We start from the raw sequence: 24,970 nt of genomic DNA on the forward strand, positions 1-24,970 counted from the left end.
CGACGCCGAACGGCGCTTCGGCATCGCCATCCACCGCCCGCCGCTCGACCTGAGGAACGACCTTGACGGAGCCGCGGCCCTGACCGCAGCGCTGGACCTCGTGATCTCCGCCGGAACGTCGGTGGCGGAGATGGCGGGCGCGCTGGGAGTGCCGGTCTGGCGGATCGGCCCGGCGGGGGACTGGACGGCGATGGGCACCGGCTGCCGGCCCTGGTATCCGTCGATGCGGCTGTTCGGGCCGCGACCGGGCGGGACGCTCGGCGACGCGCTGGGCGCCGCCGGGCGTGCCCTTGTCAGCCTCAGAACGCGGGAACGACGGCGTTCTTGAACTTGGTGAGGATGAACTCCTTCACCTCGGCGCTGTTGTAGGCCTTCACCAGCTTGGCGACCCAGGGCTTGTCCTTGTCGGCCTTGCGGACGGCGATGACGTTGGCATAGGGGCTGTCGGCCGACTCGCGGGCGATGGCGTCCTTGACCGGGTCGATGCCGGCTTCCAGCGCAAAGTTGGTGTTGATGGCGGCGGCGGTCACGTCGTCCAGCGAGCGCGGCAGCTGGGCGGCGTCCAGCTCGACGATCTCCAGCTTCTTCGGGTTCTCGACGATGTCGATGGGCGAGGCCTTCAGGGTGCCGCCGTCCTTCAGCTTGATCAGCCCCTTGGCCTGGAGCAGCAGCAGGACGCGGCCGCCGTTGGTCGGGTCGTTGGGGATGGCGAACTTGGCGCCCGTCGGCAGCTCCTCCAGGCTCTTCACCTTCTTGGAGTAGATGCCGATGGGATAGACCACCGTCTTGCCGACGCTGACCAGATCGAAGCCGCGATCCTTGATCTGGTTGTCCAGATAGGGCTGGTGCTGGAAGCTGTTGGCATCGAGATCGCCGCCGGCCAGCGCCTGGTTGGGGATGACGTAGTCGGTGAATTCCAGGATCTGGATGTCCAGCCCGTCCTTGGCGGCGATGGGCTTCACCGCTTCCAGGATCTGGGCATGCGGACCGGCGGTGACGCCGACCTTGATGGTCTCGGCGGAAGCGCCAAGCGCGATGGCCATGGTGGCGGCGCCGGCCAGCAGCGAAGCCAGCGAACGGAAGCGCAGCATCTCGAACACTCCTCGGATTTTATGGGTCAGGATTTCAGATTGCGTTTGTTGACGCGGCGGGCGATCAGGTCGCCCGTCGATTGGACGATCTGCACCAGCACGATCAGCACGATCACCACCGCCAGCATCACCTCCGGCAGGAAGCGCTGATAGCCGTAGCGGATGCCGAGGTCGCCCAGGCCACCGCCGCCGACCGCGCCGACCATGGCGGAATAGCCGATCAGGCTGACCGCCGACAGGGTCAGGCCGGCGACGATGCCCGGCAACGCTTCCGGCAGCAGCACCTTGCGGATGATCTGGAACGGCGTGGCGCCCATCGCCTGCGCCGCCTCGACCAGACCGCGATCCACCTCGCGCACCGCATTCTCCACCACGCGGGCGATGAAGGGGGCGGCGGCGACGGTCAGCGGCACGATGGCGGCGTTTGTGCCGATGGAGGTGCCGGCGATCAGCCGGGTGAAGGGGATGATCGCCACCACCAGGATGATGAAGGGGGTGGAGCGGGTCATGTTGACCACCGCCCCCATCACCTTGTTGAAGGCGAAGTTCTGCAGCAGCTCGCCCCGCCCGGTCACGGCCAGCATCACGCCGATGGGCAGCCCGATCAGCGTCCCGATGGCGCCCGACACCGCCACCATGTGCAGCGTGTCGATCAGCCCCTTGATCAGCAGGTCAATGATTTGCGGGGAGAGCATGGCCCAACACCTCGACGCCCAGATTGTTCTCTTTCACCAGCGCGATGGCGGCATCGACCTTGGCCGTGTCGCCCAGCGCCTCCACCACCAGCGTGCCGAAGGGCGCGCCCTGGATCTCGTCGATCTGGCCGTGCCAGATGTTCAGGTCCAGGTTCAGCTGGCGGCTGATGGCGCTGATGACCGGGGTGGTCGCCTTCTCGCCGGTGAAGGTGATGCGCAGCACCGGGTTGCTCCCCAAGCCGGGCTGGGGCGCCAGCCGGTCGCGCAGGCTGTCGGGAATCCCGCGGTTGATGACGGGATCGACGAAGCTGCGGGTGGTCGGGTGCTTCGGATGGGCGAAGATGTCGAAGACCGGCCCCTGTTCGATCACCCGGCCGTTCTCCATCACCGCCACCTTGTGGCAGATCTCCTTGATGACGGCGATCTCGTGGGTGATGAGGACGATGGTCAGGCCGAGCCGCCGGTTGATGTCGCCCAGCAGATGCAGGATCTGCGTCGTCGTCTCCGGATCGAGCGCGGAGGTCGCCTCGTCCGACAAAAGCACCTTCGGCTTGCTGGCGAGCGCGCGGGCGATGCCGACGCGCTGTTTCTGCCCGCCCGACAGCTCCGCCGGGTAGCGGTTGCGCTTGTCGGCCAGCCCGACGAGGTCGAGCAGCGGCTCCACCGTCCGGCCGATCTCCGCCCTGGCCATGCCGGCCAGCTCCAGCGGCAGCGCCACATTGTCGAAGACGGTGCGCGAGGACAGCAGGTTGAAGTGCTGGAAGATCATGCCGATGGAATGGCGGGCCTGCCGCAGCTCCGCTGCCGACAGGGTGGTCATCTCCACCCCGTCCACCGTGACGCTGCCCGAGGTCGGGCTTTCCAGCAGGTTGACCGTGCGCAGCAGGGTGGATTTGCCGGCGCCCGACCGGCCGATGATCCCGAAGACCTCGCCGCGGGCGATGGAGAGGTCGATGTCGGCCAGCGCATGGACCGGAGCCCCGCCGCCGCGGGCGGCGTAAGTCTTGTTAATGTTTGTTAGCGTTATCATCATTTATTCGGCAAAAGGGGACGTCCAGCGTCCCCCCAGCCCCCTCACCAAGTCGGAATGATGGAACCGTTGAAGCGCGTTTCGATAAACTGCCGCACTTCGGGCGAACGATACAGCGCAATGAAGCGCTTGATCGTCGGGTCTTCCATGCGATCCTTGCGGACCGCCCATACCAGGTTCCATTTGGACTGGTCATCCTCAAGCACCAGCGCCTTCTTCGGCTCCAGCCCGGCCAGCACGGCATAGTTGAGGGTGATGACCGACGCATCCACGTCGTCGAGCGAGCGCGGAAGCTGGGCGGCGTCCAGTTCCACCAGCTTGATGCCCTTCGGGTTCACAACGTCGGCGATGGTGGTGTTCAGCCCGGCGCCCTCCTTCAGCCCGATCACGCCGGCCTTGGCCAGCAGGAACAGGGCGCGGGCGCCGTTGGTGGGATCGTTGGGGATCGACACCGACGCGCCCGGCTTCAGGTCGGCCAGCGCCTTCACCTTGCTGCTGTAGACGCCCATCGGCACCACGACGCTCTTGGCGACGGAGACGATGTCATAGCCACGCTGCTTGACCTGATTGTCGAGGAAGGGCTGGTGCTGGAAGTTGTTGGCGTCGATGTCGCCGGCCTGGAGCGCCGCGTTGGGCATGTTCCAGTCGGTGAACTCGATCACCTGCGCCTCGATGCCCTCCTTGGCGGCCAGCTTGGCGGTGAATTCCAGGATCTCGCCATAGGGGCCGGCCGACACGCCCAGCTTCAGCGGAGCGGCGAAAGCGGAGGTGGCGGCGGTCAGCAGGCCGGCGGCGACGGCCACCGACATCAGGATGCGCTTCATCGGGACTTTCCTCAGGATTGTTCAGCAGCGGGCTATTGGGGCGGGTTTCTTGGCGGCGGGCTTTTATCGGGGGTCAGCGGCGCCGCGTGTCGGGCAGCCGGCTGTAATGCTGGTGGGCGGCGCGCTGGGCCTGTCCGACATTGCGGAAGACGCGGCGGTCGAGATCGCGGAAAGCCCAATCGGACACGAAGAAGGTGAAGCCGCCGCGCTCGGCGACGACGATGCCGGCGGACCGGCCCTGCACTTCGATGGCGTAGGCGTTGGCGTGGGACATGGCGGACTGCTCCCCTGTCGCGCGGCTGGCCCCCGGCAAGGCGGGGCCGCGGCGCAGATGCGTTCTTCGGGACTGGCGGATGTGCGGAATGGGCGCTGTGTTTCAGGGCCGCAAGGTCAGCGACAACACAGGCCCGAGCGCATCATGCAGGCCGGGAAAGCGGTCCGAAGCACGGATGGGGGAGCGGAAACTCGCGAAATCATTCCGGTCTCTCCTTCTTGAAGAGGTCCACGACCGGTATCGTGGCGCTTTAGCGTTTGGTGACGCGGCGCAAGCTGCAGAAGTCAAATTGCCGCGGGATGCCCCGGTGGGGCGTCCATGGATTTTTATCTACTCCTTCGATGGAGTTTGGTCAAACCAATTTTTTGGTTTTGTGTGAAATTCAGAATTTCGCCTAATTCTCCCGTTAAATTTCACGGACGCGACAGTGACAGGTGACGGGCGCGCGGAATGTGCTATCTATCGCGGCGATGGTTCATCCGGGGCCCACATACCGCCCCGGCGAGCGAAGCGAGGAGAGTGTTTTGTCCGCCGATCCCAGTCTCCAAGGGGTGACGGCCGCCACGGTGGCCGCACCGGTCGACGACCAGCTGGTGCTGGCCCTGCCCAAGGGCCGCATCCTGAAGGAGCTGCGCCCGCTGCTGTCCCATGCCGGCATCCATCCGGAACCGGCCTTCGACGACGACAAGAGCCGGCTTCTGCGCTTCGCCACCAATGTGCCGAACCTCAGCATCATCCGCGTCCGCTCCTTCGACGTGGCGACCTTCGTCGCCTTCGGTGCCGCCCATCTCGGCGTGGCCGGCAACGACGTGCTGATGGAGTTCGACTATCCGGAGATCTATGCTCCGCTCGACCTCGGCATCGGCGCCTGCCGGCTGTCGGTCGCCGAGCCGGTGGAGATGATGGAGGGCGACGATCCGTCGCGCTGGAGCCATGTGCGCGTCGCCACCAAATATCCGGAGGTGACCAAGCGCCACTTCGCCGCCCGCGGCGTCCAGGCCGAATGCGTCAAGCTGAACGGCGCGATGGAACTGGCGCCGACGCTCGGCCTGTGCCGCCGCATCGTCGATCTGGTCTCGACCGGTTCGACCTTGAAGGCCAACGGGCTGGTGGAGGTGGAGCATATCGCCGACGTCACCTCGCGCCTGATCGTCAACCGCGCCGCCTTCAAGACGCGGACGGCCGAGATTTCTCAGTGGATCGACAAGTTCCGGGAGGCGGTGAATGCCCGTCAGGCTTGATATTCGCGACGCGGACTTCGCCGCCGGCTTCGAGGCGCTGCTGCACGCCAAGCGCGAGGCCAGCGAGGACGTCCAGACGCTGGTCGCCGGGGTGATCGAGCAGGTGCGCAGCCGCGGCGACGCGGCGCTCATCGACTACACCGCCCGCTGGGACCGCCAGACCCTGACCACCGACACGCTCCGCATCGGCCGTGACGAGATCGACGCCGCCACCGCGAAATGCTCGGCCGAGACGCTGGAGGCGCTCGACCTCGCCGCCGCGCGGATCGAGGCGTTCCACCGCCGCCAGATCCCGGAGGTCACCGACTACCGCGACGCCGCCGGGGTTCGGCTGGGCGCCCGCTGGACGGCGGTCGGCGCCGTCGGCCTGTATGTGCCGGGCGGCACCGCCTCCTACCCGTCCTCGGTGCTGATGAACGCCCTGCCGGCCAAGGTGGCGGGCGTGGAGCGCGTCGTCATGGTGGTGCCGACACCGGACGGGGCGATCAACCCGCTGGTGCTGGCCGCCGCCAAGCGCTGCGGCATCGACGAGATCTACCGCATCGGCGGCGCCCAGGCGGTCGCGGCGCTGGCCCACGGCACGGCGACGATCCGGCCGGTCGACAAGATCGTCGGCCCCGGCAACGCCTTCGTCGCCGCCGCCAAGCGGCAGGTCTACGGCCTCGTCGGCATCGACAGCATCGCCGGCCCGTCGGAAATCCTGGTGGTGGCCGATGGCAGGAACGATCCGGCCTGGATCGCCATGGATCTGCTGTCGCAGGCCGAACACGACACCTCGGCCCAGTCGATCCTGATCACCGACGACGCCACCTTCGCCGATGCGGTGGCGGCGGCGGTGGACAAGCATCTGGAGACGCTGCCGCGCAGCTCGATCGCCGGTGAAAGCTGGCGCGAGCATGGCGCCATCGTCCTGGTCGGCGACCTGATGGCCGACGCCCCCGCCCTGGTCGACCGGCTGGCGCCGGAGCATCTGGAGCTGGCGGTGGAGGATCCGGACGCGCTGGCCGCACGGATCCGCAATGCCGGCGCCATCTTCCTCGGCCGCTACACGCCGGAGGCCATCGGCGACTATGTCGCCGGGCCGAACCATGTGCTGCCGACGGCGCGCAGCGCCCGCTTCTCCTCCGGCCTCAACGTGCTGGATTTCATGAAGCGGACGACCTTCGTCGCCTGCGACGCCGACAGCCTGCGGGCCATCGGCCCGGCGGCGGTGACGCTGGCGATGGCCGAGGGGCTGGAGGCGCATGCGCGCTCCGTCGCCCAGCGGCTGCCAAACTATAAAGAGTAAGTTCTACAAAGACTGAAGAAAGAACGGGGAGGCGGGGCGTGACGACGGCGAAGAGCAAGCGGCGCATCACCCATGTGACGCTCGACGAGCGGAGTGTCGTCCGCCACAAGCCGGAGGTCGAGCATGAGCGCGCTGTCGCCATCTTCGACCTGCTGGAGGACAACGAGTTCTGTCCCTGCGAGTTCGCGGAGGACGGGCCGTACCACCTGCACCTGTCGATCGAGGACAACCGGCTGGTCTTCGACATCCGGCGCGAGGACAACAGCGAACTCGACCGGCTGATGCTTCCCATCACCGGCTTCCGGTCGATCGTCCGCGACTATTTCCTGATCTGCGAGAGCTATTACGCCGCCATCAAGCGGTCGACGCCCTCGCAGATCGAAGCCATCGACATGGGCCGCCGCGGCCTGCACAACGAGGGGTCGGAGATGCTGCGCGAACGGCTGTCCGGGAAAGTGGAGATGGACCTGCAGACCGCGCGCCGGCTGTTCACGCTGATCTGCGTCCTGCACATTCGCGGCTGACGGACCGGGCGGCGCATGGCCATGGCGGCGACCCCGGTTCCCACCCCCCTGCCGGTGACGAGCGTCCTGTTCGCCTGCACCTACAACATGATCCGTTCGCCGATGGCGGCGGCGATGATGCGCCATTACCACGGCGCGCGCGTCTATGTGGATTCGGTCGGCGTCCGCGAGGGCGACGAGGTCGATCCCTTCGCCGTCGCGGTGATGGAGGAGATCGGCATCGACCTGTCCAAGCACCGCTGCCGCACCTTCGAGGATCTGGAAGACACCAATTTCGACCTGATCGTCTCGCTGTCACCCGAGGCGCAGCACCGCGCCATCGAGATGACGCGCACCATGGCCTGCGACGTGGAGTTCTGGAACACCTTCGACCCCACCCTGGTCGACGGCACCCGCGACGCCATGCTGGAGGCCTACCGTCTTGTCCGCGACGGCCTGCTGGCCAAGGTCAAGCAGCGCTTCCCCCTGACCCGCGGGCCGACGGTTTAACGGCTCGGCGGGTCAGCCTCTTCCCCGCACCGGCCGCGTCTGCCTCTTCTGCCGCCAGCGCACCACCCCGGTGGCCAGCAGCAGCGCCGGCAGCAGGCCGGCCACCGCCACCAGGATGCGGCAGCACAGGCCGAAGCATTCGCCGTTGTGCAGCGGATGCTGCCAGCCGAAGAAGGCGTCGCCCATGCTCCAGCGGGTGGGATCGCGCAGGTCAAGGATCGTGCCGTCGCCGCCATTCACCCAGACGCTGGTCTTGGGAAAGCGCCAGCCGGGTTCGCCGGGCTGGAACAGGCGGATGTGGTAGGCGCCGCCTGCTTGCGCCGGCACCTCGACCCAGCGCGGCTCTGCCTGCGGGAAGCGGGCGAGCGCCGCGGCCAGGGCGGCGTCCGCCCCCACTGCCGACCCATCCTTGGCTGGGGCGATGGCGGGCGCCGGGGTCAGCGGCGACAGCCTCTCGACCATCGGCCTCACCCAGTCCGGCTGTTCCATGACCACCCCGGTGACGATCAGCGGCAGCAGGACGACGAGGCCGTAGACGCCCGCCAGCACATGGATGTCGAACACCTGCCGGACGAAGCCCGAGCGGAGGCGGGGCAGCAGGGCCCGACCCCATTTCCCGGCGGCCGGCCACCACAGATAGACTCCGCTGGCCAGGACCAGCAGGCTGGCGATGCCGCCCAGCGCCAGCACCAGCCGGCCGGTGTCGCCGGCCAGCAGCAGGTAATGCAGATCATAGATCCAGGTCATGGCGGTCCGGCCCCAGAAGCGGGAGGACAGCACCTCCCCGCTGTAGGGGTTCACCGCCACCATCAGCGGGGCAAAGGACTTCGCCGCCGTCTCCTCCGGCTTCATGTAGCGCGCCATGATCGGATGGTCGGGCCCATGGGGAAGCTCCAGCCGCCAGCCGCCCGTCCGCTGTGGATGGGCCTCGCGCAGTGCCTGAACCACCCGGTCGAGCGGCACCGGGCCCATCCGCCCATCCATGTGCCCGGCCGGTATTGCCAGTTCCGGCGTCAGCAGGCGGTCGATATCGACATAGAAGACCAAGAGACTTCCCGTCAGCGCGGTCAGGGCCAGCAGCCCTCCCACCACGAGCCCCAGCGTCAGGTGCAGGGTCAGCACGATCCGCCGGATCCGCTGCCTGCCCAGGCCGGCTCCACGGCCGGCCGGCCTCGCGGTGATCGTGACGCAGTCGCTGCGGGTGTGCATCGGGCGGGTCTCCTGACGGACGGTTGGCGCAAGTCGGAAGGTGCAAGTCGGATGGCGCAGGTTGGATGGCGCCGGGATGATCGGTACAGTGGGCGAACCATCCCGGAGGCTCCGCCCGGCGGCCTTGACGGCCGTCAAATGCCGGCGCCCGGACACACGGGATGGTCGGTAACAATTTCGGTATTTTGCAACTTTTCGCGCAGCAGCCTGTTCCCATCGCGTCCCGCCCAATGCTATTGAGCTGTGTCATCGCAACGCACTGCGTGCCGGCCTAGGCTCGGGTGTGTCGACGCCTGTTCCCGCGGAGAGCCTCTGATCCATGCCCGCCGGTCTGTTGCCCCGCCTTCTCCGCGCCTTCAGTCCGCGCAGCCTGCGCGCACGCCTGATGGGCGTCGTTCTGGCGTCGCTGGCGTTGCCGCTTGCAGGCGCGCTCTATCTGGCGGACCAGCAGCTCGACGACCGCATCAATGCGGCGCGCGAACTGGCCCTGCACCTCGCCGACGACGGGGTGGAACGCCAGCGCGACCTGATCGGGGAGGCGCGCAACCTGATCGGCGTGCTGTCGCTGGTTCCGGCGATCCGTGACGCAACCCCGACCAACACCGATGCCTGTGTCGCCACCTTGGCGCCGATGCCGCGCCAGCACCGCTGGACCACCGGCGTCTGGCTGACCGACGCCGACGGCAACATCATCTGCGACACCACCGGACCCGGCGCCGGCATCTCGCTCAGGGAACGCGAGTATTTCCAGCGGGTTCTCGACACGAAGAACTGGGTGGTCAGCGATTTCATCATCGGCAAGCGCTCGCTGAAACCGCTGATCATCGTCGCCAGCCCGATCATCGAAAATGGACGGATCGTCCGTGTGATCGGGGTCGCGGTCGATCTCACCTGGCTGACCGATCTGGTGAAGGTGCTGAAGCAGCCGGACGCCCGTGTCATGGTCCTGGACCGGCACGGCGTGATCGTGGCCCGCCAGCCGGACCCGGAAGGCTGGCTGAACCGCAACGTCTTCCAGTTGCCGCATGTCCAGCGCATGCTGCACGAACGCAACGGCGCCTTCGATTCCGAGAGCGCCGACGGCCGCGGCCGGTTGTGGGCCTTCCGCCATTCCGGCGAGACCGACACCGTCTTCGCCGTCGGCATGCCGACCGCCCCGATCATCGCGGAGGCAAGGCGGGACCTTTGGCAGAGCCTGGGTCTTCTCGCCGTTGCAGCACTGGTCAGCGTCCTCGCGCTGTGGGTGCTGCTGCGCGCGTCGGTCCTGCGCTGGGTGTGGGAACTGGGAAGCGCGGCCACCCGCATCGGCGACGGCGGCGGCGGCACCGTGATCGAGGCCGACCGTGCCCCGCACGAATTCCGTGTCGTCTCCCATGCCTTCAACAACATGTCGCGCCGCCTGAAGCAGCGCGAACAGGAGCTGCGCACCGCCATGGAGGAGGCGCGGGCCGGCAGCCGCGCCAAGGAGGAGTTCCTCGCCACCATGAGCCACGAGATCCGCACGCCGATGAACGGCGTGATCGGATTCGCGGAAATGCTGTTGGAAACGCCGCTGACGACCGAACAGCGACGCTACGCGTCGCAGGTGCGCGACGCCGGCCGGTCTCTGCTGACCGTCATCAACGACGTGCTCGACCTGTCGAAGCTGGAGGCAGGCCGGCTCGATCTGGTCAGCGTGCCGTTCCGGCTGGACGATCTGGCCGACCGCTGCGTCGCCATCGTCCGGCTCGCCGCCGAACAGAAGGGGCTGGAGATCCAGACCACCATCTCCGCCACCGCCCGCGGCTTCGTCATGGGCGATCCCGACCGGCTGCGCCAGATCCTGCTGAACCTGCTTGGCAACGCGGTCAAGTTCACCGACCGCGGGTCGGTGCGGCTGACGGTCAGGGCGGTGGAGGAGGATGGCAGCCGCATCTGCACCTTCACCGTCACCGACACCGGGATCGGCATCGCCGCCGACCGGCAGCGCGACCTGTTCCAGCGCTTCACCCAGCTGGATCGCGGGCGCGGCGGCACCGGGCTGGGGCTCGCCATCTGCCGCCGGCTGGTGGAGCTGATGGGCGGCGAGATCGGTATGGACAGCAAGGTGGGCGCGGGCAGCACCTTCTGGTTCTCGCTGCCGCTGCTGACCGCCGGCAGTGCGGCGGTCCAGCCCGACAGCACCGCCATCTCCAGCATCGAGCCGGGCAGCCCCGGCGTGCGCATCCTGCTGGCCGAGGATCTGGCGATGAACCGCGATCTCGCCATGACCATGCTGGCCAAGGCCGGACATCATGTCGACGCCGTGGCGGACGGCGCCGCCGCCGTGGCCGCCGTGCAGGAACAGACCTACGACATCGTGCTGATGGACGTGCAGATGCCGGTGATGGACGGTCTTGAGGCAACCCGCCGCATCCGCGCCCTGCCCGCCCCGGCCGGCACCATCCCGATCCTGGCCCTGACCGCCGGCGTGATGCAGGTGGAGGTCGAACGCTGCCTGCAGGCAGGCATGAACGCCCATCTGGCCAAACCGCTGGAGAAGTCGAAACTTCTGGGCGCCATCGGCCGCTGGGCCCGCACCGACGACGGCCACGATGACCGCGCCGACGACAGCTTCGGCCAGGAGGGGACTGGAGTGGAGCGGAATGAAAGGCGCGATGGGAGCGTTCCCGATGCCCAACGCCCGCAGTTGATCGCGCACAGCTGACGAGTCGGTGTTATAGTGCCTGCACCGTCCCGGCCGCGCTCACGCTCGTGATGCGCTGCCGGGCGGGCCTCGACCCCGGCAGGCTCTGCCGGCCTGCAGCGAAGTGTGTGCCATGAAGGTTGCGCAGCCCCCTCTCGCCCCCGTTCCGGAGCGCAAGCCCGAAACCCCTCCGCCGCCCGCCGACGGTGCCGGCGCCGAGCGGTCCTTCCGCGACACGCTGGTCCAGACTTCGCAGGGCCGATCGGGGAATGGTCCGGTCGGCCGGCTCGCCAACGGCCAGAAGGCGCCGCCACCGCCGGCCGGGAAGCCGGCGGCCCCGGTCCTGCTGGAGGATGGCACCCAGGTTCCCCTTCCGGCGGCGAAGCCGGTGACCCCCATCCGGCTGGCCGACGGCACGACCGTGCCGGTGCCAGCCGCCAAGCCCGCCGCCCCGGTCCTGCTGGCCGATGCCGCCACGGAGGCCGGGACGGCAGCGCCGCGCGCGCCGCTGCCCGGACTGAAACCGGCGGTTCCCGCCCCGGTGCCAAGCTCCGCCAAGGTGGCGGAGGCCGTGGAGGCGATGACCTCCGACAACCCGACCGCCGCGCGGGTGCTGGTCGCCTCGCAGCAGGTCGCCGGCCTGTCCGGCCACAGCTTCACCGCCATCCTGGCCCAGGCGACGCAGGAAAGCGGGCTTGACAGCGCGGCGAAGAACAGCCGCAGTTCCGCCGCCGGGCCGTTCCAATTCCTGGAAAGCACCTGGCTCGACCTGTTCCGCCGCCATGGCGCCGCCTATGGTCAGGGCGACCTCGCCTCGCAAATCCAGGTCCGCAATGGCGTGTCCAGCGTCAAGGACCCGGCGGTCCGCCGCCAGATCCTGGAGCTCCGCCACGATGTCGACCTGTCGGCCGGCATGGCCGCCCGCTATCTGGCCGAGGGACGCGACGCGCTGGAGAAGCGGCTGGGCCGCCGGGCCAGCGAATCGGAGAGCCGCATGGCCTATGTCCTGGGCTCCGGCGGGGCGGCGAAGCTGATCCGCGCCGCCGAATCGACGCCCGGTGCCGTCGCCGCCGACCTGCTGCCCAGCGCCGCGAAGGCGAATCACAACCTGTTCCACGACCGGTCCAGCGGCCGCGCCCTGAGCGCGGCGGAAACCGTGAGCCGCCTGACGCGGCGCATGGAGATCGACCAGCGCGAGATGTTCGCGGCCATCGGCCAGGCGGTGGAACGCCCGCGCCGCCTGGACGAGGGCAGCGCATCGCCGCTCAACCCCCATCAGTCGGTCTGACCGAAGGGCCAGCGGAACCGGTGCCGCAGGGCCGTCCGGCCCGCAACGCGGGGCTGCCCCGCGCGGCGTCGCTGCGGCCGAACGCATCGGCGATGGGAATCCCACTTGACCCGGCGGCTTTGGAAGGTCAGTTATTGCCGCGAAACTTTTAGGACGGACATAAGGGCCTATGGCAAAGGAAGATCTGATCGAGTTTTCCGGGACCGTCGTCGAATTGCTTCCGAACGCGATGTTCCGGGTGAAGCTCGACAACGATCATGAGGTTCTCGCGCACACCTCGGGAAAGATGCGTAAGAACCGGATTCGCGTCCTGGCCGGCGACCGCGTCAATGTGGAAATGACGCCGTACGACCTGACCAAGGGCCGCATCACCTTCCGGTTCAAGTAGCATCCTTGCTGCATCGCGGTTCCCCGTGACGATCCCGTCCAAGGCGCCCCGGCTGGTCCTGGCTTCGGCCTCGCCCCGCCGGCTCGACCTGTTGCGCCAGATCGGCATCGTGCCCGACGCGGTCGATCCCGCCGATCTCGACGAAACGCCGTTGCGCGACGAACTCCCGCCCCAGCACGCCTTGCGTCTGGCGGCGGAGAAGGCGTCGTGCGTCGCCGCGCGCCATCCCGATTCGTGGATTCTCGCCGCCGACACCGTGGTGGCCTGCGGCCGCCGCATCCTGCCCAAGGCCGAGCGGGAGGAGGAGGCGCGGCGCTGCCTGTCGCTTCTGTCCGGCCGCCGGCACCGGGTGCTGGGCGGCATCGTCCTGCTGGTCCCCGGCGCAAGCGGAGAGGGTCACCGAAGAATCGACCGGCTGGTTCGTACCGACGTCACCTTCAAGGTGCTCGACCGGACGGAGACCGACGCCTACATCGCGTCGGGCGAATGGAAGGGCAAGGCCGGCGGCTATGCCATCCAGGGCCGGGCGGCGGCGCTGGTGCGCTGGATCGGCGGCTCCTACAGCAATGTCGTCGGGCTGTCGCTCCACGAGGTCGCCGGCATGCTGCACGGCGCCGGCTTCCCGCACGCTGCCCCACCCGAGCAATGAGCAGGCTTGAGCTGCTGGTCGACCGCGACGGTCCGCTGACGCGGGCGGCGGTGCTGGCAGACGGCCGCCTGACCGACCTGCACATCGACCATGCCGACCGTCCGTCGCTGCTGGGTGCCATCATTCTGGGCCGGGTGGAGCGGATCGCCACCGGTCTGAACGGCGCCTTCATCGAGTTGGGAGGCGGCCTGTCCGGCCTGCTGCCGGCGGCCGACGTGCACCGCCCCGTCCTCGACGACGACCCCTCCCAATCGCGCTCCCATCCCCGTCCGGGATCGAAACCCGCCGCCATCGGCGCGCTGCTGCGTGCCGGCCAGCCGGTGGTGGTGCAGGTGAAGGCCGACGCCGCGGGGACCAAGGGGCCGTCGCTGACGATGGACATCACCCTGCCCGGCCGTTTCCTGGTGCATGCGCCGCTCGGCCGCGACATCGCGGTGTCGAAGCGTCTGGGCAGCGGACCGGAGCGCGCGGCGCTCGCACGCCGGATCGAAGGGCTCGTCACCGGCGCCGGCTGGATCGTCCGCGCCGGGGCCGCCCAGGTGTCCGACGAGCTGCTGGGCGCCGAATCGGAGGCGCTGCACCTGCAATGGCGCGCCATCCGCGACGATGCCCGTGCCGGTTCTGCTCCCCGCCTGCTTCACTCCGGCCCCAACGCCGCCACCCGTGCCCTGATCGAGCAAGGTGCCTCAGCCTCCGACGCCATCATTGTCGACGATCCGGTCCCGGCCGGCGGAATCGCCGTCGGCGAGGGGCCGCTGCTGTCGGGCTTGCGCAATTGGTGCGACCGCCACGCCCCCGACCTGCTGCCCCGCCTGACGGCCCACAGAGCCGCACAGCGCCTGTTCGACCTGCGCGACCTCGACAGCGCGATCGCGGAACTGTTGGACATCCGGGTGCCGTTGCCACTCGGCGGTTCGCTGGTGATCGAGCGGACGGAGGCGCTGACTGTGGTTGACGTCAATGCCGGGGAGCGCGGCAACCCGGTGGAGGTCAACCTCGATGCCGCGACGGAGATCGCCCGCCAGCTCCGCCTGCGCAACGTCGGCGGCATCGTGGTGGTGGATTTCGTCAACATGCGCGGCCGCGGCGATGCCGAGCGTGTGCTGGCCGCCTTGTCGCATGCGGTGGAAAGCGACCCGGTGCAGACCCAAGTTTATGGCATGTCGAAGCTGGGCCTGGTCGAACTGACCCGCGCCCGCCGCGGCACGCCGCTGGCAGCCTTGCTGCGGTCCTAGACGCTTAAAGAAGACGCTCACAGAAGTCGGTTACGGAGAGCTTTCCCTTGTCCGATCCCCAATCCCCTGGCGCCGGGCAGCGCGCCCATTCCCATGCGCAGTCCCACGCCGGCGCCAAGGCGGGAGCCGGCACCCAATGCCCGATCTGCGGCCGCCCGACCGAACCGGCCACCCGCCCCTTCTGTTCCAAGCGCTGTGCCGACATCGACCTGTCGCGCTGGCTGGGCGAGGGCTACCGGATTCCGGGCTCCGAAGCTCCGGTTCCGACCCGTGATTCCGACCCTGACGACGGGCTGTAATGGGGGCGAAAATTTTTGCGAATTTTTCTCTGGACAGCCCGTCCGAACCTCTCTAAAAAGCGCCCCACACGACGCGCCGCACCGACCGAAACGGTCACCCACCAAGCGGCGCCGAGATGCCCAGGTAGCTCAGTTGGTAGAGCAGGGGACTGAAAATCCCCGTGTCGGCGGTTCGACTCCGTCCCTGGGCACCATTCTCCCTTCTGTTTCGAAGGGTTAGTGGTGCGCTAGTTGCTTACTGTGCTTAGCACAGTGCTAGCACAGCGACACAAGAATAAATTCCCATCTCTGCTAAGCTGCTGTTTTTGCTCACTCCGCGCGCTATACGTTATTGCGTAATAGCACAGCGTAAGCACAGCCCTCCGAGCGGTGTGATTGCCTATGGGCGACGCTTTCAGCATGCCCTTCAAAGCGCCCACATGCCTGCCTCCCCCGCTGCTGCGCCGCCCCTCCACAAGTAGTTTAGCCGTCAGTAAACTGCTACTTTAAGTGATGAGAGCGTGGGAGCCTCCATGACCGAGTCGTTCCAACTGTTCCAGCGTGCAGGCAGCAGCAAATGGTGGGTGCGTTTCAGCATCAAGGGCCAAGGGCAAATCCGAAAGTCCCTGGACACCACCGACCAGAACGAAGCGCACCAGCGGGCACGCAAGGCGTTTTACGAAGCCTCCTACCGGGCTGAGAACGGGCTGACAGCGACCGTCGTCAAGTTCGCCACGGTGGCGGAGGAGTTCATCGCCAAGATCGAACGTGAGGTGAAACGCGGCGAACGGAACGTGGCGCAAGGGCAGAAGGCTCCCGCCATCATCCGGCGCTACTTCGTGGGCTATTTCGGCGACCGCCCAGTGGACGGCATCACCGACCGAGACGTGAGCGCCTACATCGAGTGGCGCAAGGACTACTGGACGACGGGTCCGGGCAAGGACATCGCGTTCATCCCCTACATGCGGGCTGGCAGGCAAATCCGTCGCCCCGTCACCAAGCGCGAAGTCCCCAGCCTGTCCCGCCAGCGGAATGAAAGCGTCCTGCTGCGGCAGTTGCTGCGATTCGCTGCCAAGCAAGGCTACATCAAGCAAGCGGCAATGCCGGAGATCGAGGTGACGAAGGCGCCCGACGTGCCCCGCCCCAGCTTTACAGCTAATGAATTCGGCAAGCTGACGGAAACGTCCCTGGCGCGCATTTCCGAAACGTCCAACGACCGCGTCCGACGCGACCGTGCCATTCTGCACGCCTACATGATGATTGCAGCCTTCACAGGCTGCCGTCCGACGGAAATGAAGGGGCTGAATTGGGGCGACGTGTTGGGCTACCGTGACGGGCGTGAGAAGCCCTTTGCTGAACGCGACATCCGCGTCCGTGTGCGTGGCAAAGGCAAGTTTCGCACCTTCATTCCACTGGAGGCGGCGCTACCCTCCTTCGACCTGCTGTGGACGTTTGCTAAGAACGCCCTAGGGCGGGAGCCGATTGACAGTGACCCCGTCTTTGTAACCACGCAGGGGAAGCGGCTGGACAGCGTGAAAAGGAGCCTGAGCGAGCTACTGAGCGCATGCGACCTGCTGACCGATCATCGCGGTGTGCGTCGCACCTCCTACTCCTTCCGCCACTTCTACATCAGCCAGCAGTTGATGGCGGGAGTGGACATTTTCATCCTCGCGCAGAACACGGGCACGAGCAGCGACATGATCCACCGCTTCTATGCGGACGTGAAGCTGGAGTTGATGAAGGACCACCTGCGGCCGGAGTGGCAGAAGCTCCACGCCACAGTATGACGCACAGAGGCGGGCAAGGCGTCCAGCCCTACCCGCCTGCCCTCTCTGTCACTTCTTCACCGCAGCGCGCGGCTTCTTGGTCGGCTTGTTCTTCTGGTTGGCCTTCAGCGCGGCGTCCAGCTCGCCGGCGGTCACGGCCTGCACCAGCGTGTCGATCACGGCGGGGAGCGCATCCAACGTTCCGACCTCCACGACCTTTTGACCGTTGGCGATCACGACGGGCGTGTTGCAGTAGCTCATCTGGAAAAGGTAGGCACCATTGACGCCCTTCCAGAACCATTTCCGGGGCTGCTTGGAACGCTGAACCAGCACCCGCTGCCCATCCTGCTCCTCGTAACGCCGGACCATTACGGTGTGCTGCCGGCCTTCCAGTTCAGCGCGGACCATTTCCGCCTGCTGATGGAGGGACGCAACAACCTTTTCACGCATCCGTCCTTCGGCGGAAACCTCCCGCTTCCGAGCCACGTTCACCAGCTTCAAAGTATCCAGCGCGCCCATGTTGTTCACCCTTTGTTTGCGTTGCTGGTCAACGTCTAACACGGGCTGACCATTTGTCTATCGATTTGATCGGGATTCTGGTGAGTTCGATAAACGACCTCGACCATTATCTGTAAAGGCATGGAACCATGAAAAAGGGCCTCACTTTGAGTGAAGCCCTGCATGTGAACTGTGAAATGGTCGGCTGCCTTCCTTCCCCTCTCCGTCTGTCGCGCTCTTCTGTCGTATAAGAAGTTGAATGGGGAGGATGCACGAAGTGCAGGATATGCATGTATGAATGCGAGAAATGCCTTGGCGCATTTCATTTATAATTTTTTTTCTGATCAAATCAAAAAAGTATATGCACATCCTGCACTTCCTACACAATTCCAACAAACACAAGGAGTTAAGCAGTGTAGGATGTGTGCAGGATGTGCATGAACTAGTTAGAACATGTTGCGCACGTACTTGATACCCTTGCTTGTCTTCTTGTCACTCCAGCCGAAATTCACGTTCTGCTTCATCAGGCGCTTCATCTCGGAACCAAACCAACGTATGGTGGAATTGCGCAAGGGGAACTTGGTCTTCTCCCACTGCGCATACGCGTCGAACAGCGTCGCAGCCATCACTCCATCACCGTACTGCTCGCTTGAAAGCTCCGCAGCCCAAAGTTCGACCGGACTCTGCGCTCTCGCAGCTTCTTGTACCTTGGACAGTTCTTCAGCAAACGCTCCTAGTGGATCTTGTCCGTCAGGGTCTACGCTGCCCCAGAGTGCTTGGAAGCAGGTACTGTTAACGACTTCAAAGTCCATCTTCTGTTTACAGTACAGAGCGACAAAGCGCCTATTGCCTGTTTCATCCGTGATAAGCTGCTGAATGTCCTTGTTACTGCTGCCAATGAAGGTCGCATTCTGCTGGACGTGTTCGGTACGATTTGTATGCATCGGGCGTCTGGTCAGCATCTTGGCTGTGATGATGTGCTTCACCTTGTCCCAGTCGGCACGATTAGCGAAGCCCATCTCGTCCAGCACGAGGACATAATTGTCCCAAAGGTCAATGTTCCTGTCGTCGGTGATCTGTCCGAAGTCCGTATAGGCGACGCCGTCGTTCACCGGCTCCAGGAACTTCTGCAACAAGGTGCTCTTGCCGCCTCCCTGGGCTCCCAACAGCACGGGCATGATGTGATAACCAACCTCATGGCCAAGCGCCTTGCGTTTCACCATCCATACAAATTTTTTCAGCACCGCAGCCGCAAATTCACTGCTTTGCTCCACATCATCAAATGCAGCGCGGGCAAGTGCCTGCCACTGTCCGTCTATGTCACGCTTGCTCAGGTCGGATGCCGTTCCGAACATGCGCGCCGTAAGCCAATAGCGGGCTTCCTTTCTCTGCTCCTCAATCCAGCGGCTCACCGCGTCATCAATCGCATGGCGGGTGAACGCAAGGCCGAACTCCTCACAGGCAATGCGGCAATCACGCGCAAACAAGTCACCGCGGTAATGAGTGGAATAGTAACTTGCGACGTAAATGCGCGCCTCCTTGCTCTGTAGGTCAGCGTCTGTCACCGACTTGCCCTGGGGATCTTTGACCTCCATTTTGCGGGACAGCACCCCTTTGTAGGAAACTTCAACATTGTTCTGCTTTGCTACAAGCGCCACCAACTGGGACGCCTTTTTAGGCGCAACCCCATGCTCTTCCTCCAGGCGGTAGTCGCGAAGTGCGTTGGTGAACTGTGTCCTGTTAATTCCCAACCAATCTCGACAATACGCATAAAGGTCTTCCACATCGGACGGTTCAAAGTTGACCATGCGCAGCAGTTGGGAAATGGACACCCCATGCTGTTCCTTGATGCTGATGGCTTTGGCTTCATTCAATTCGCTAAATAGTTTCTGGTTAATCATACCTGTCTCCGAAAATAAAAATGCCCTGTAGCGTTTTGGCAGGCGCTACAGGGCTTGGGCTATGTGGTGAATGTTGGCATGAAAAAGCGCCCCATGCCTGGGCCGATCTCACCATATTAAATAGCCATTTCTCGCAGCATGTAGCCTGCCTCACTTTTGCTGCGACCATTATTATAAAGAGTTGAGCCTATACCCGCAAAATTAAAGGCAATGCTGGCGTCAACCATTTTTATTTATACACATGCGTCATCCCGCTAAATACCAGAACGTCAACGGGAGAAAGCTCATGCGATTACAAGACATCATCGGCTATGATATTTTTGAAGATGGAGACGCTCTGGATCGACAACGCGACGCCATCAAGCGACAGCAGAACCAGTTAAGAGTGAGGGCCAAGCAGATTGATGTAGAGAAGGCCAAGCAGACGTCCCTGAAAAAGCAGCGACAATTGCTTGACCTGACCCGCCGAACCAAAAGTGTGAACTGAGTTTTCGTATGAACCAACCCTCCACACTGCCCCTCACATCACGTCCTCATTGCCGCCGCCATAGCAAGCTGCCTGTCTCGATGAATGCTCACCCGCTATGGTCAGTAGCTCACTCAGCGTCAAAGCGCGCCCAGGCGCTTGCTACGTTCCTTGGAGGGCCATGAGAGTTGGATAATCGAACTCGATCCAAGTCCGCAAAACCTCTCTTTTTTTGGGGGCTGAAATACCCTCTAAAGGTAATTGCTTGTCAATTAAGCATCTATTATGAAGCCTCCGATTCATAACGCTTACCAATCGTTTTTATTGTGTTCGTATCGCCTTTGTAACTTTTAGTAACGCCTGAGGTCGCAAATATCCTCGAAAGGAGGTAGCTACATCCTCTGAGCAATTCCGAAAGGAGATCATAGAAAGTTAGCATTTTCGCTAAGGTACTTTGTAGAATCGCCGCCTTATATTGACGTTCTCATCAATTCAGCTACAATATGTTGATAGGGCATGACCTCCGTAATAGCAGGAAGCCCTGGATAGGTTAACGGCTAAGCTATGGGGATTGAAAGAAATATGGGCGGACTCACCTGCGTTTCTGCCTTTTCTGGTGGCATGGGATTGGACCTGGGGTTGGAACGGGCTGGCTTCAAAGTGCTGTTTGCTGCCGATAATTTTCCAGCCGCGGTCGATACAATCAATGCCAATAGACCTCATTTACCAGTTTATTCTGGAAACGTTGAAGCCCTGAATAAGGCTATTATTCAGGGTATGACAGGCGCTAGCCTGCACGATCTAGATCTCCTAGCCGGTGGACCGCCCTGTCAAAGTTTCAGCACAGCAGGAAAGCGCCTTGGTGCGTCATGCGAGGAAAATGGCCATCTCGTTTTTGAATTTCTAAGATTGGTAAATGAACTACGCCCAAAGGCGTTCCTGATGGAAAATGTAAAAGGTATTCTGTCTGCTTCTCTTGAATGGCGCCAACTACCATATAATAATAACGGAAAGCGAATAGATAAGTTACACGGGAGCCTTCTGCGCGCTTTCCTGAGAAAAGCAGAAGAAATCGGCTATTCGGTCTCTTATGCAGAACTGAATGCCGCTGATTACGGTGTTCCTCAATCTCGCCCCCGCATATTCTTCATCGGGTATAAAGATGGAACACAACCAACTTTTCCTGCTCCAACACACTCTAAGACTGGCGACCTTCTCCTCCCCCCATGGGAAAAGATCGGAAGCGTTCTTACGGATCTTCCTGAAACATCCTACTGTGCAAAATTTAGCGAGAGAAAAGTCAAATATTTACGATTAATTCCCGCAGGCGGAAACTGGCGAGATCTTCCTGTTCACCTACAGCAAGAGTCAATGGGAAAGGCGTTCTACGCGAAGGGGGGACGTACAGGTTATTGGCGGCGGTTGTCATTTGAGGAAACAGCCCCTACAATTCTGACAGAACCACAAAATGCTAGCACTTCTCTTTGTCACCCGACAGAAAACCGTCCCATTAGCGTCCGGGAATGTGCAAGAATACAAACATTCCCTGACGAATGGATTTTCTGTGGAAAAGGAAGTGATCAGTACAAACTTGTGGGGAATGCAGTGCCGGTTAAACTAGCTGACGCTGTGGGGAAACATATAGCGTCTATCTTAGCTATGAAACGATCCGGCCTTCCTAAAGCAGCTTAGCAAGAATACCAACATTGGGGAGCACCTACTCCCCAATGTTGTTGTGCATTACAAAAATGCGTTACCTGAACCGAGACATTTTTAGATATTCACAGATCTGAATAGCTTCAAATAATTCAAGCTTCCGTCTTTTTCCCCAATTATTTCATTTGCTATTTCTGCCAACCGTTGAATCAGTTCCGGGACAAGTGACTCCTGAACATCTGAACGAAATTCAGCACAAAGCAGGCCAACCACCTCACCAACCTTTGCATCATAGTCCTGATCTCCGGAGCCAACTTTTGACCAGAACTCGCGGCTACGCATAGACGTATACTGCTGCCCCTTCGGATTCGTAGTTTTGGCTTTTCCGTAGCAGGGGGCAAACACGCCTACGAACAACTTTCCTTCTTGCTGATAGTGCTGCTTCAGAATTGAAATAGTATTTGAGAGATTCTTGCGGGTACTCATTGGCATGCAATCCCAACTCATCTTCACCTGATAAGCCGTGACAGCGTTTCTTTCTACAATTTCATAATCAAAGTCATCAGGAAGATGAGGTACAGAAGCACCAGGGTGACAAATCTTTGCAATTGCCTCAAGAAGATGCCCTACCGCCTCCTCCTCCGATGCGAACAGCGCACTTTTTACTTGGTAATCAGCCCACTCTTTAACGGTCTTTACACCACGAATTTTAACAAGAAATGGATTTGTACGCTTCAGCCTCTCACGCACTTTTAGTTCTGAGAACCGCTTCTTCATCCTATCACTATATAGCTCCTTTGCTTTATCAACTATTTTCGAGGCTTGATCTTGGCTGACTGAGAGTATCGTCATTACCTTTGCGATTAGTTCTGCTTGCGTTTCTTCTGAAATATGCAAACTCACCCCTTTTTTGGGGAGAATCGGTTCTTCATCATCTTGAATCTCAGTCATAATAGCTCCGCTCGGTAAATTGGACGGAGAGTAATGTCAGACACAGTATCTCTTGGCAAGCACCAGAAGCAGACCCGCCTTCAAATCTGAAGCGATACAGGTCCATTGCTCACTAACTGAAAGCTGTACAAAATCAACAAAGCGCTTCGGCATCGTTGCCAATCAATAATTCAGTTACAAGTTTTCATACTCAGCAGCTATAGCTATCTGCCAAGCTCCAATTCCAGGCATGACGCGCATAACGTTAGATGGCCTACAGGAGTTGGATAATCGAACTCGTCGGAGCCTGTTGTGCCAATCGCGCGTTCACGCCTGCTCTCGTTGTTGCTGGCTGCCCTCCTATTTCTGGTATTGAAAGCACTACTCTACAGGGTAGCAGGTTTGTTCGATGTCGCTCCCAACGCCAGTGCGTGGTATCCGCCAATCGGGTTGATGCTGGCATTCACCATTCACAGTGGTTGGGGAGCAATTCCCTTCTTATTCATTCCATCCGATCTGCTCGCCTATGGCACAGTCAACAGCTTCAGCCTGCTCATTATCCCGCAAGCCATTATGGTCGGCGCAACCGGGTTGGCCCTTCGACGCTGGTTCACTTCCGACGTGTTCAGCACATCGAAAGGCGTTGGAACGTTCATAACTGTAGCTTTAATTTCCGTATCTGTGCTGTTCTTCATTTCGACGGCGACCGTACAGATCATCACCGCCCGCCACATTTCCATTACGGACAACATCAACTTCGCTTATTGGCTCGGGGATATGTCAGGGGTGTTGCTTTGCACGCCCGTCTTCCTTGCGCTCTTTCATCTCGCCGACCGACAACCTGCTTGGAAATCGACCTCTTGGTTTCCGCTGACCGGCCCAACCATGGCGCAATCCGCCGGATTGGTTGTTGCCGCTTTGCTGATATGGTTCCTGTCGCGGAACCTGCTGTCCAGCCCGGCTAGTTCATTCTTTCTTCTCATCCTGCCCATTGCGGTTGCCGGGTTCCTGTGGGGTTTTGGCGCTTCAACGCTGACCGCCTTTCTGGTCAATCTCGGACTTGTTCTGCTTGTGCGTGGAGTGCTGGACACTCGCGATGTGGTCGATCTACAGGTGTTCATGCTAGCCGCCGGGGCGACGGGCTTGCTTCTGGGGGCCTTGGGCAGCACGCGCATGGAACTGCTCGGGCGAAACGCGCATTTGGTCCGTGCCATAGAGGAAGCCCCATTGGGCATTGCCCTGTTGGAGCATCAGCCCCACAAGCTCGACGTTGCTTTCGCCAACCCCACCTTCCTGCGCTTTACCCCAGACGCCACGCCCATTCTCCAGCGGCTTCAACGAAACCCTGAGTTTGAGGGAGATGCGCAGACTGGTGAACGGACTTTGCACTGGACCATCAAGCCCGCCGCGGCCTCATCGCAGGGGAAGACGCTGATTGCCATTGTGCGGGACGTGACGGAGCAGCGTCGGAGGGAGCAGGCAGAGCAGCACCAACGCCGTATGGTAGCCATTGGGGAGATCGCCGGCGGCATGGCACACGAACTCAATAACCTCCTTCATCCGATCATAAATCTCAGTCAGCAGGCACGGAAAAATGCTGCTAGCAAACCGGAGCGGCTTGGGAAGGCCCTCAGCATCATCGAGGACAGTGCCCGTGGGTCTGCCCGGTTGGTCCGTCAGGTGCTGTCATTTGCCCGCAGTGATGAAGAGATCGGGAAAGGTACGGAACTGATCGCCGCGCTTCGCGACTCGGTGGAGCTGCTGACATCGACTCTTCCACCCACCTTTACCATCATGTTGACCCATGACGTGCCGTCAGCCTTGGTCAACCTGACACGTACGGAAACCAGCCAGATCGTCACGAACCTCGTCGTCAATGCTCTGGATGCGACCGACCAGAGAGGCCGTCTCACCATTCATATCGGACAGCCCGCAAACGGGTCCGTAACCGTGACTGTCAAGGACGATGGTCCCGGCATCTCCGCAGAGGACGCGGAGCGCATCATGGAGCCGTTCTTCACCACCAAGCCGCATGGACGCGGAACGGGCTTGGGGTTGGCGGTTGTGCGTGACCTCCTGCTGCGTCGTAATGGCTCCATCAATCTCGTCACCCAGTCTCCCCAAGGCGCATGCTTTGTGCTATCTATTCAGAGCACTGCTGAGTGAAGGCTCCATGAAGATTCTGATTGTCGATGATGCGGAGAACGTCCGCTATTCGCTGCGCACCAGCCTGGAAGATGCGGGCTACGCCGTGGATGAAGCGGTTGATGGTGAGGAAGCGCTCATGCGCCTGCAATCCGACGCCTTCGATTTAGTGATCGCTGACGTGTGGATGCCGCGCCTGAATGGCATCGACCTTCTTCAACAGATGCGCAAGTCCAGTCCAAACACGGCCGTCTTCGTCATCACTGGGGGCGCAGCCCGCATTCCTATCGAGAGCACGGCCGCAATGGCGCGTACCTGGGGTGCCGACCACGTGTTCTACAAGCCATTCGATAATGAAGATTTGATCACCGCTATTAGTAAGCGCAGCATCAAATAGAGACTTAATTATGGAGAGAAATCAGCCTTATTTATAAGAGAAA

At 62.5% G+C, this 24,970-nt stretch carries 24 protein-coding genes and 1 tRNA gene; 16 read left to right on the forward strand and 9 right to left on the reverse strand.

The genetic code is table 11. The features are described from left to right. Positions 1-299: 299 nt before the first annotated feature. The 5 genes from A6A40_RS24845 to A6A40_RS24865 all read right to left on the reverse strand — a co-directional run bounded on the left by A6A40_RS24845 (position 300) and on the right by A6A40_RS24865 (position 3,914). Positions 300-1,091, reverse strand: coding sequence for a MetQ/NlpA family ABC transporter substrate-binding protein (locus A6A40_RS24845; protein ID WP_108548961.1), 792 nt, complete (start codon positions 1,089-1,091; stop codon positions 300-302). Positions 1,092-1,117: 26 nt separating this feature from the next. Beyond that, the gene (locus tag A6A40_RS24850; protein WP_108548565.1) at positions 1,118-1,786 is read right to left on the reverse strand and encodes a methionine ABC transporter permease; all 669 of its coding nucleotides are present in this window, start codon (positions 1,784-1,786) and stop codon (positions 1,118-1,120) included. Beyond that, positions 1,764-2,816 carry a methionine ABC transporter ATP-binding protein gene (locus A6A40_RS24855; RefSeq protein ID WP_108548962.1) on the reverse strand — a complete coding sequence of 351 codons (1,053 nt, stop codon included), beginning with the start codon at positions 2,814-2,816 and terminating at the stop codon, positions 1,764-1,766. Before A6A40_RS24855 ends, A6A40_RS24850 begins: the two co-directional genes overlap by 23 nt. A gap of 44 nt (positions 2,817-2,860) precedes the next feature. Further along, positions 2,861-3,640, reverse strand: coding sequence for a MetQ/NlpA family ABC transporter substrate-binding protein (locus tag A6A40_RS24860; protein WP_098736073.1), 780 nt, complete (start codon positions 3,638-3,640; stop codon positions 2,861-2,863). 73 nt (positions 3,641-3,713) lie between these two features. Then, positions 3,714-3,914 carry a hypothetical protein gene (locus tag A6A40_RS24865; protein WP_045583820.1) on the reverse strand — a complete coding sequence of 67 codons (201 nt, stop codon included), beginning with the start codon at positions 3,912-3,914 and terminating at the stop codon, positions 3,714-3,716. 470 nt (positions 3,915-4,384) lie between these two features. Here A6A40_RS24865 and hisG point away from each other — a divergent pair, with 470 nt between their 5' ends. From hisG to A6A40_RS24885, 4 genes are read left to right on the forward strand one after another with little or no spacing between them, the layout of a single operon-like run. After that, complete coding sequence (hisG, locus tag A6A40_RS24870) at positions 4,385-5,155, forward strand: ATP phosphoribosyltransferase (RefSeq protein ID WP_418208633.1); 771 nt, start codon at positions 4,385-4,387, stop codon at positions 5,153-5,155. Continuing rightward, complete coding sequence (hisD, locus tag A6A40_RS24875) at positions 5,139-6,443, forward strand: histidinol dehydrogenase (protein WP_108548566.1); 1,305 nt, start codon at positions 5,139-5,141, stop codon at positions 6,441-6,443. The genes hisG and hisD overlap by 17 nt, the downstream gene beginning before the upstream one ends. A gap of 38 nt (positions 6,444-6,481) precedes the next feature. Next, positions 6,482-6,967 carry a UPF0262 family protein gene (locus tag A6A40_RS24880; protein WP_014189755.1) on the forward strand — a complete coding sequence of 162 codons (486 nt, stop codon included), beginning with the start codon at positions 6,482-6,484 and terminating at the stop codon, positions 6,965-6,967. Positions 6,968-6,982: 15 nt separating this feature from the next. Then, positions 6,983-7,456, forward strand: coding sequence for an arsenate-mycothiol transferase ArsC (locus tag A6A40_RS24885; RefSeq protein ID WP_108548567.1), 474 nt, complete (start codon positions 6,983-6,985; stop codon positions 7,454-7,456). Between the two features lie 12 nt (positions 7,457-7,468). On the opposite strand, the gene A6A40_RS24890 is transcribed toward A6A40_RS24885, so the two are convergent. After that, positions 7,469-8,665 carry a PepSY-associated TM helix domain-containing protein gene (locus A6A40_RS24890; RefSeq protein WP_236784018.1) on the reverse strand — a complete coding sequence of 399 codons (1,197 nt, stop codon included), beginning with the start codon at positions 8,663-8,665 and terminating at the stop codon, positions 7,469-7,471. A 319-nt stretch (positions 8,666-8,984) separates the two neighbouring features. On the opposite strand from A6A40_RS24890, the gene A6A40_RS24895 reads away from it, so the two are divergent. The 8 genes from A6A40_RS24895 to A6A40_RS24930 all read left to right on the forward strand — a co-directional run bounded on the left by A6A40_RS24895 (position 8,985) and on the right by A6A40_RS24930 (position 16,955). Beyond that, entirely contained in the window at positions 8,985-11,351 is a 2,367-nt protein-coding gene (locus A6A40_RS24895) for a hybrid sensor histidine kinase/response regulator (protein ID WP_108548568.1), read from the forward strand. Positions 11,352-11,463: 112 nt separating this feature from the next. Then, entirely contained in the window at positions 11,464-12,618 is a 1,155-nt protein-coding gene (locus A6A40_RS24900; protein WP_108548569.1) for a lysozyme family protein, read from the forward strand. Between the two features lie 169 nt (positions 12,619-12,787). Beyond that, on the forward strand, positions 12,788-13,006 hold the full coding sequence (infA, locus tag A6A40_RS24905; protein ID WP_012977999.1) for a translation initiation factor IF-1: 219 nt from the start codon (positions 12,788-12,790) through the stop codon (positions 13,004-13,006). Between the two features lie 25 nt (positions 13,007-13,031). Next, positions 13,032-13,655 carry a Maf family protein gene (locus A6A40_RS24910; RefSeq protein WP_108548570.1) on the forward strand — a complete coding sequence of 208 codons (624 nt, stop codon included), beginning with the start codon at positions 13,032-13,034 and terminating at the stop codon, positions 13,653-13,655. After that, complete coding sequence (locus tag A6A40_RS24915; protein WP_108548571.1) at positions 13,652-14,890, forward strand: ribonuclease E/G; 1,239 nt, start codon at positions 13,652-13,654, stop codon at positions 14,888-14,890. Before A6A40_RS24910 ends, A6A40_RS24915 begins: the two co-directional genes overlap by 4 nt. Before the next feature lie 47 nt (positions 14,891-14,937). Further along, entirely contained in the window at positions 14,938-15,189 is a 252-nt protein-coding gene (locus tag A6A40_RS24920; RefSeq protein WP_108548572.1) for a DNA gyrase inhibitor YacG, read from the forward strand. A 118-nt stretch (positions 15,190-15,307) separates the two neighbouring features. After that, positions 15,308-15,383: transfer RNA gene (locus tag A6A40_RS24925), tRNA-Phe, on the forward strand. A gap of 318 nt (positions 15,384-15,701) precedes the next feature. Next, positions 15,702-16,955: a tyrosine-type recombinase/integrase gene (locus A6A40_RS24930; protein ID WP_108548573.1), complete on the forward strand. Its 1,254-nt coding sequence runs from the start codon at positions 15,702-15,704 to the stop codon at positions 16,953-16,955. A gap of 48 nt (positions 16,956-17,003) precedes the next feature. On the opposite strand, the gene A6A40_RS24935 is transcribed toward A6A40_RS24930, so the two are convergent. Both A6A40_RS24935 and A6A40_RS24940 read right to left on the reverse strand, forming a co-directional pair. Continuing rightward, positions 17,004-17,453 (reverse strand): hypothetical protein, encoded by a 450-nt coding sequence (locus tag A6A40_RS24935; RefSeq protein WP_108548964.1) that lies wholly within the window; start codon positions 17,451-17,453, stop codon positions 17,004-17,006. Positions 17,454-17,878: 425 nt separating this feature from the next. Continuing rightward, positions 17,879-19,333: a VapE domain-containing protein gene (locus A6A40_RS24940; RefSeq protein ID WP_108548574.1), complete on the reverse strand. Its 1,455-nt coding sequence runs from the start codon at positions 19,331-19,333 to the stop codon at positions 17,879-17,881. Between the two features lie 286 nt (positions 19,334-19,619). On the opposite strand from A6A40_RS24940, the gene A6A40_RS24945 reads away from it, so the two are divergent. Continuing rightward, complete coding sequence (locus A6A40_RS24945; RefSeq protein ID WP_108548575.1) at positions 19,620-19,820, forward strand: hypothetical protein; 201 nt, start codon at positions 19,620-19,622, stop codon at positions 19,818-19,820. A gap of 561 nt (positions 19,821-20,381) precedes the next feature. Beyond that, positions 20,382-21,491 (forward strand): DNA cytosine methyltransferase, encoded by a 1,110-nt coding sequence (locus A6A40_RS24950; RefSeq protein ID WP_158279373.1) that lies wholly within the window; start codon positions 20,382-20,384, stop codon positions 21,489-21,491. A gap of 81 nt (positions 21,492-21,572) precedes the next feature. On the opposite strand, the gene A6A40_RS24955 is transcribed toward A6A40_RS24950, so the two are convergent. Next, entirely contained in the window at positions 21,573-22,406 is an 834-nt protein-coding gene (locus A6A40_RS24955; protein WP_108548577.1) for a PmeII family type II restriction endonuclease, read from the reverse strand. 291 nt (positions 22,407-22,697) lie between these two features. Between A6A40_RS24955 and A6A40_RS24960 the strand changes: the two genes are divergently transcribed. Then, on the forward strand, positions 22,698-24,551 hold the full coding sequence (locus A6A40_RS24960; protein WP_108548578.1) for an ATP-binding protein: 1,854 nt from the start codon (positions 22,698-22,700) through the stop codon (positions 24,549-24,551). A gap of 7 nt (positions 24,552-24,558) precedes the next feature. After that, positions 24,559-24,927 carry a response regulator gene (locus tag A6A40_RS24965; protein WP_108548579.1) on the forward strand — a complete coding sequence of 123 codons (369 nt, stop codon included), beginning with the start codon at positions 24,559-24,561 and terminating at the stop codon, positions 24,925-24,927. Positions 24,928-24,970 lie beyond the last annotated feature (43 nt).

Source organism: Azospirillum humicireducens (genome assembly GCF_001639105.2).
Classification (GTDB): domain Bacteria; phylum Pseudomonadota; class Alphaproteobacteria; order Azospirillales; family Azospirillaceae; genus Azospirillum; species Azospirillum humicireducens.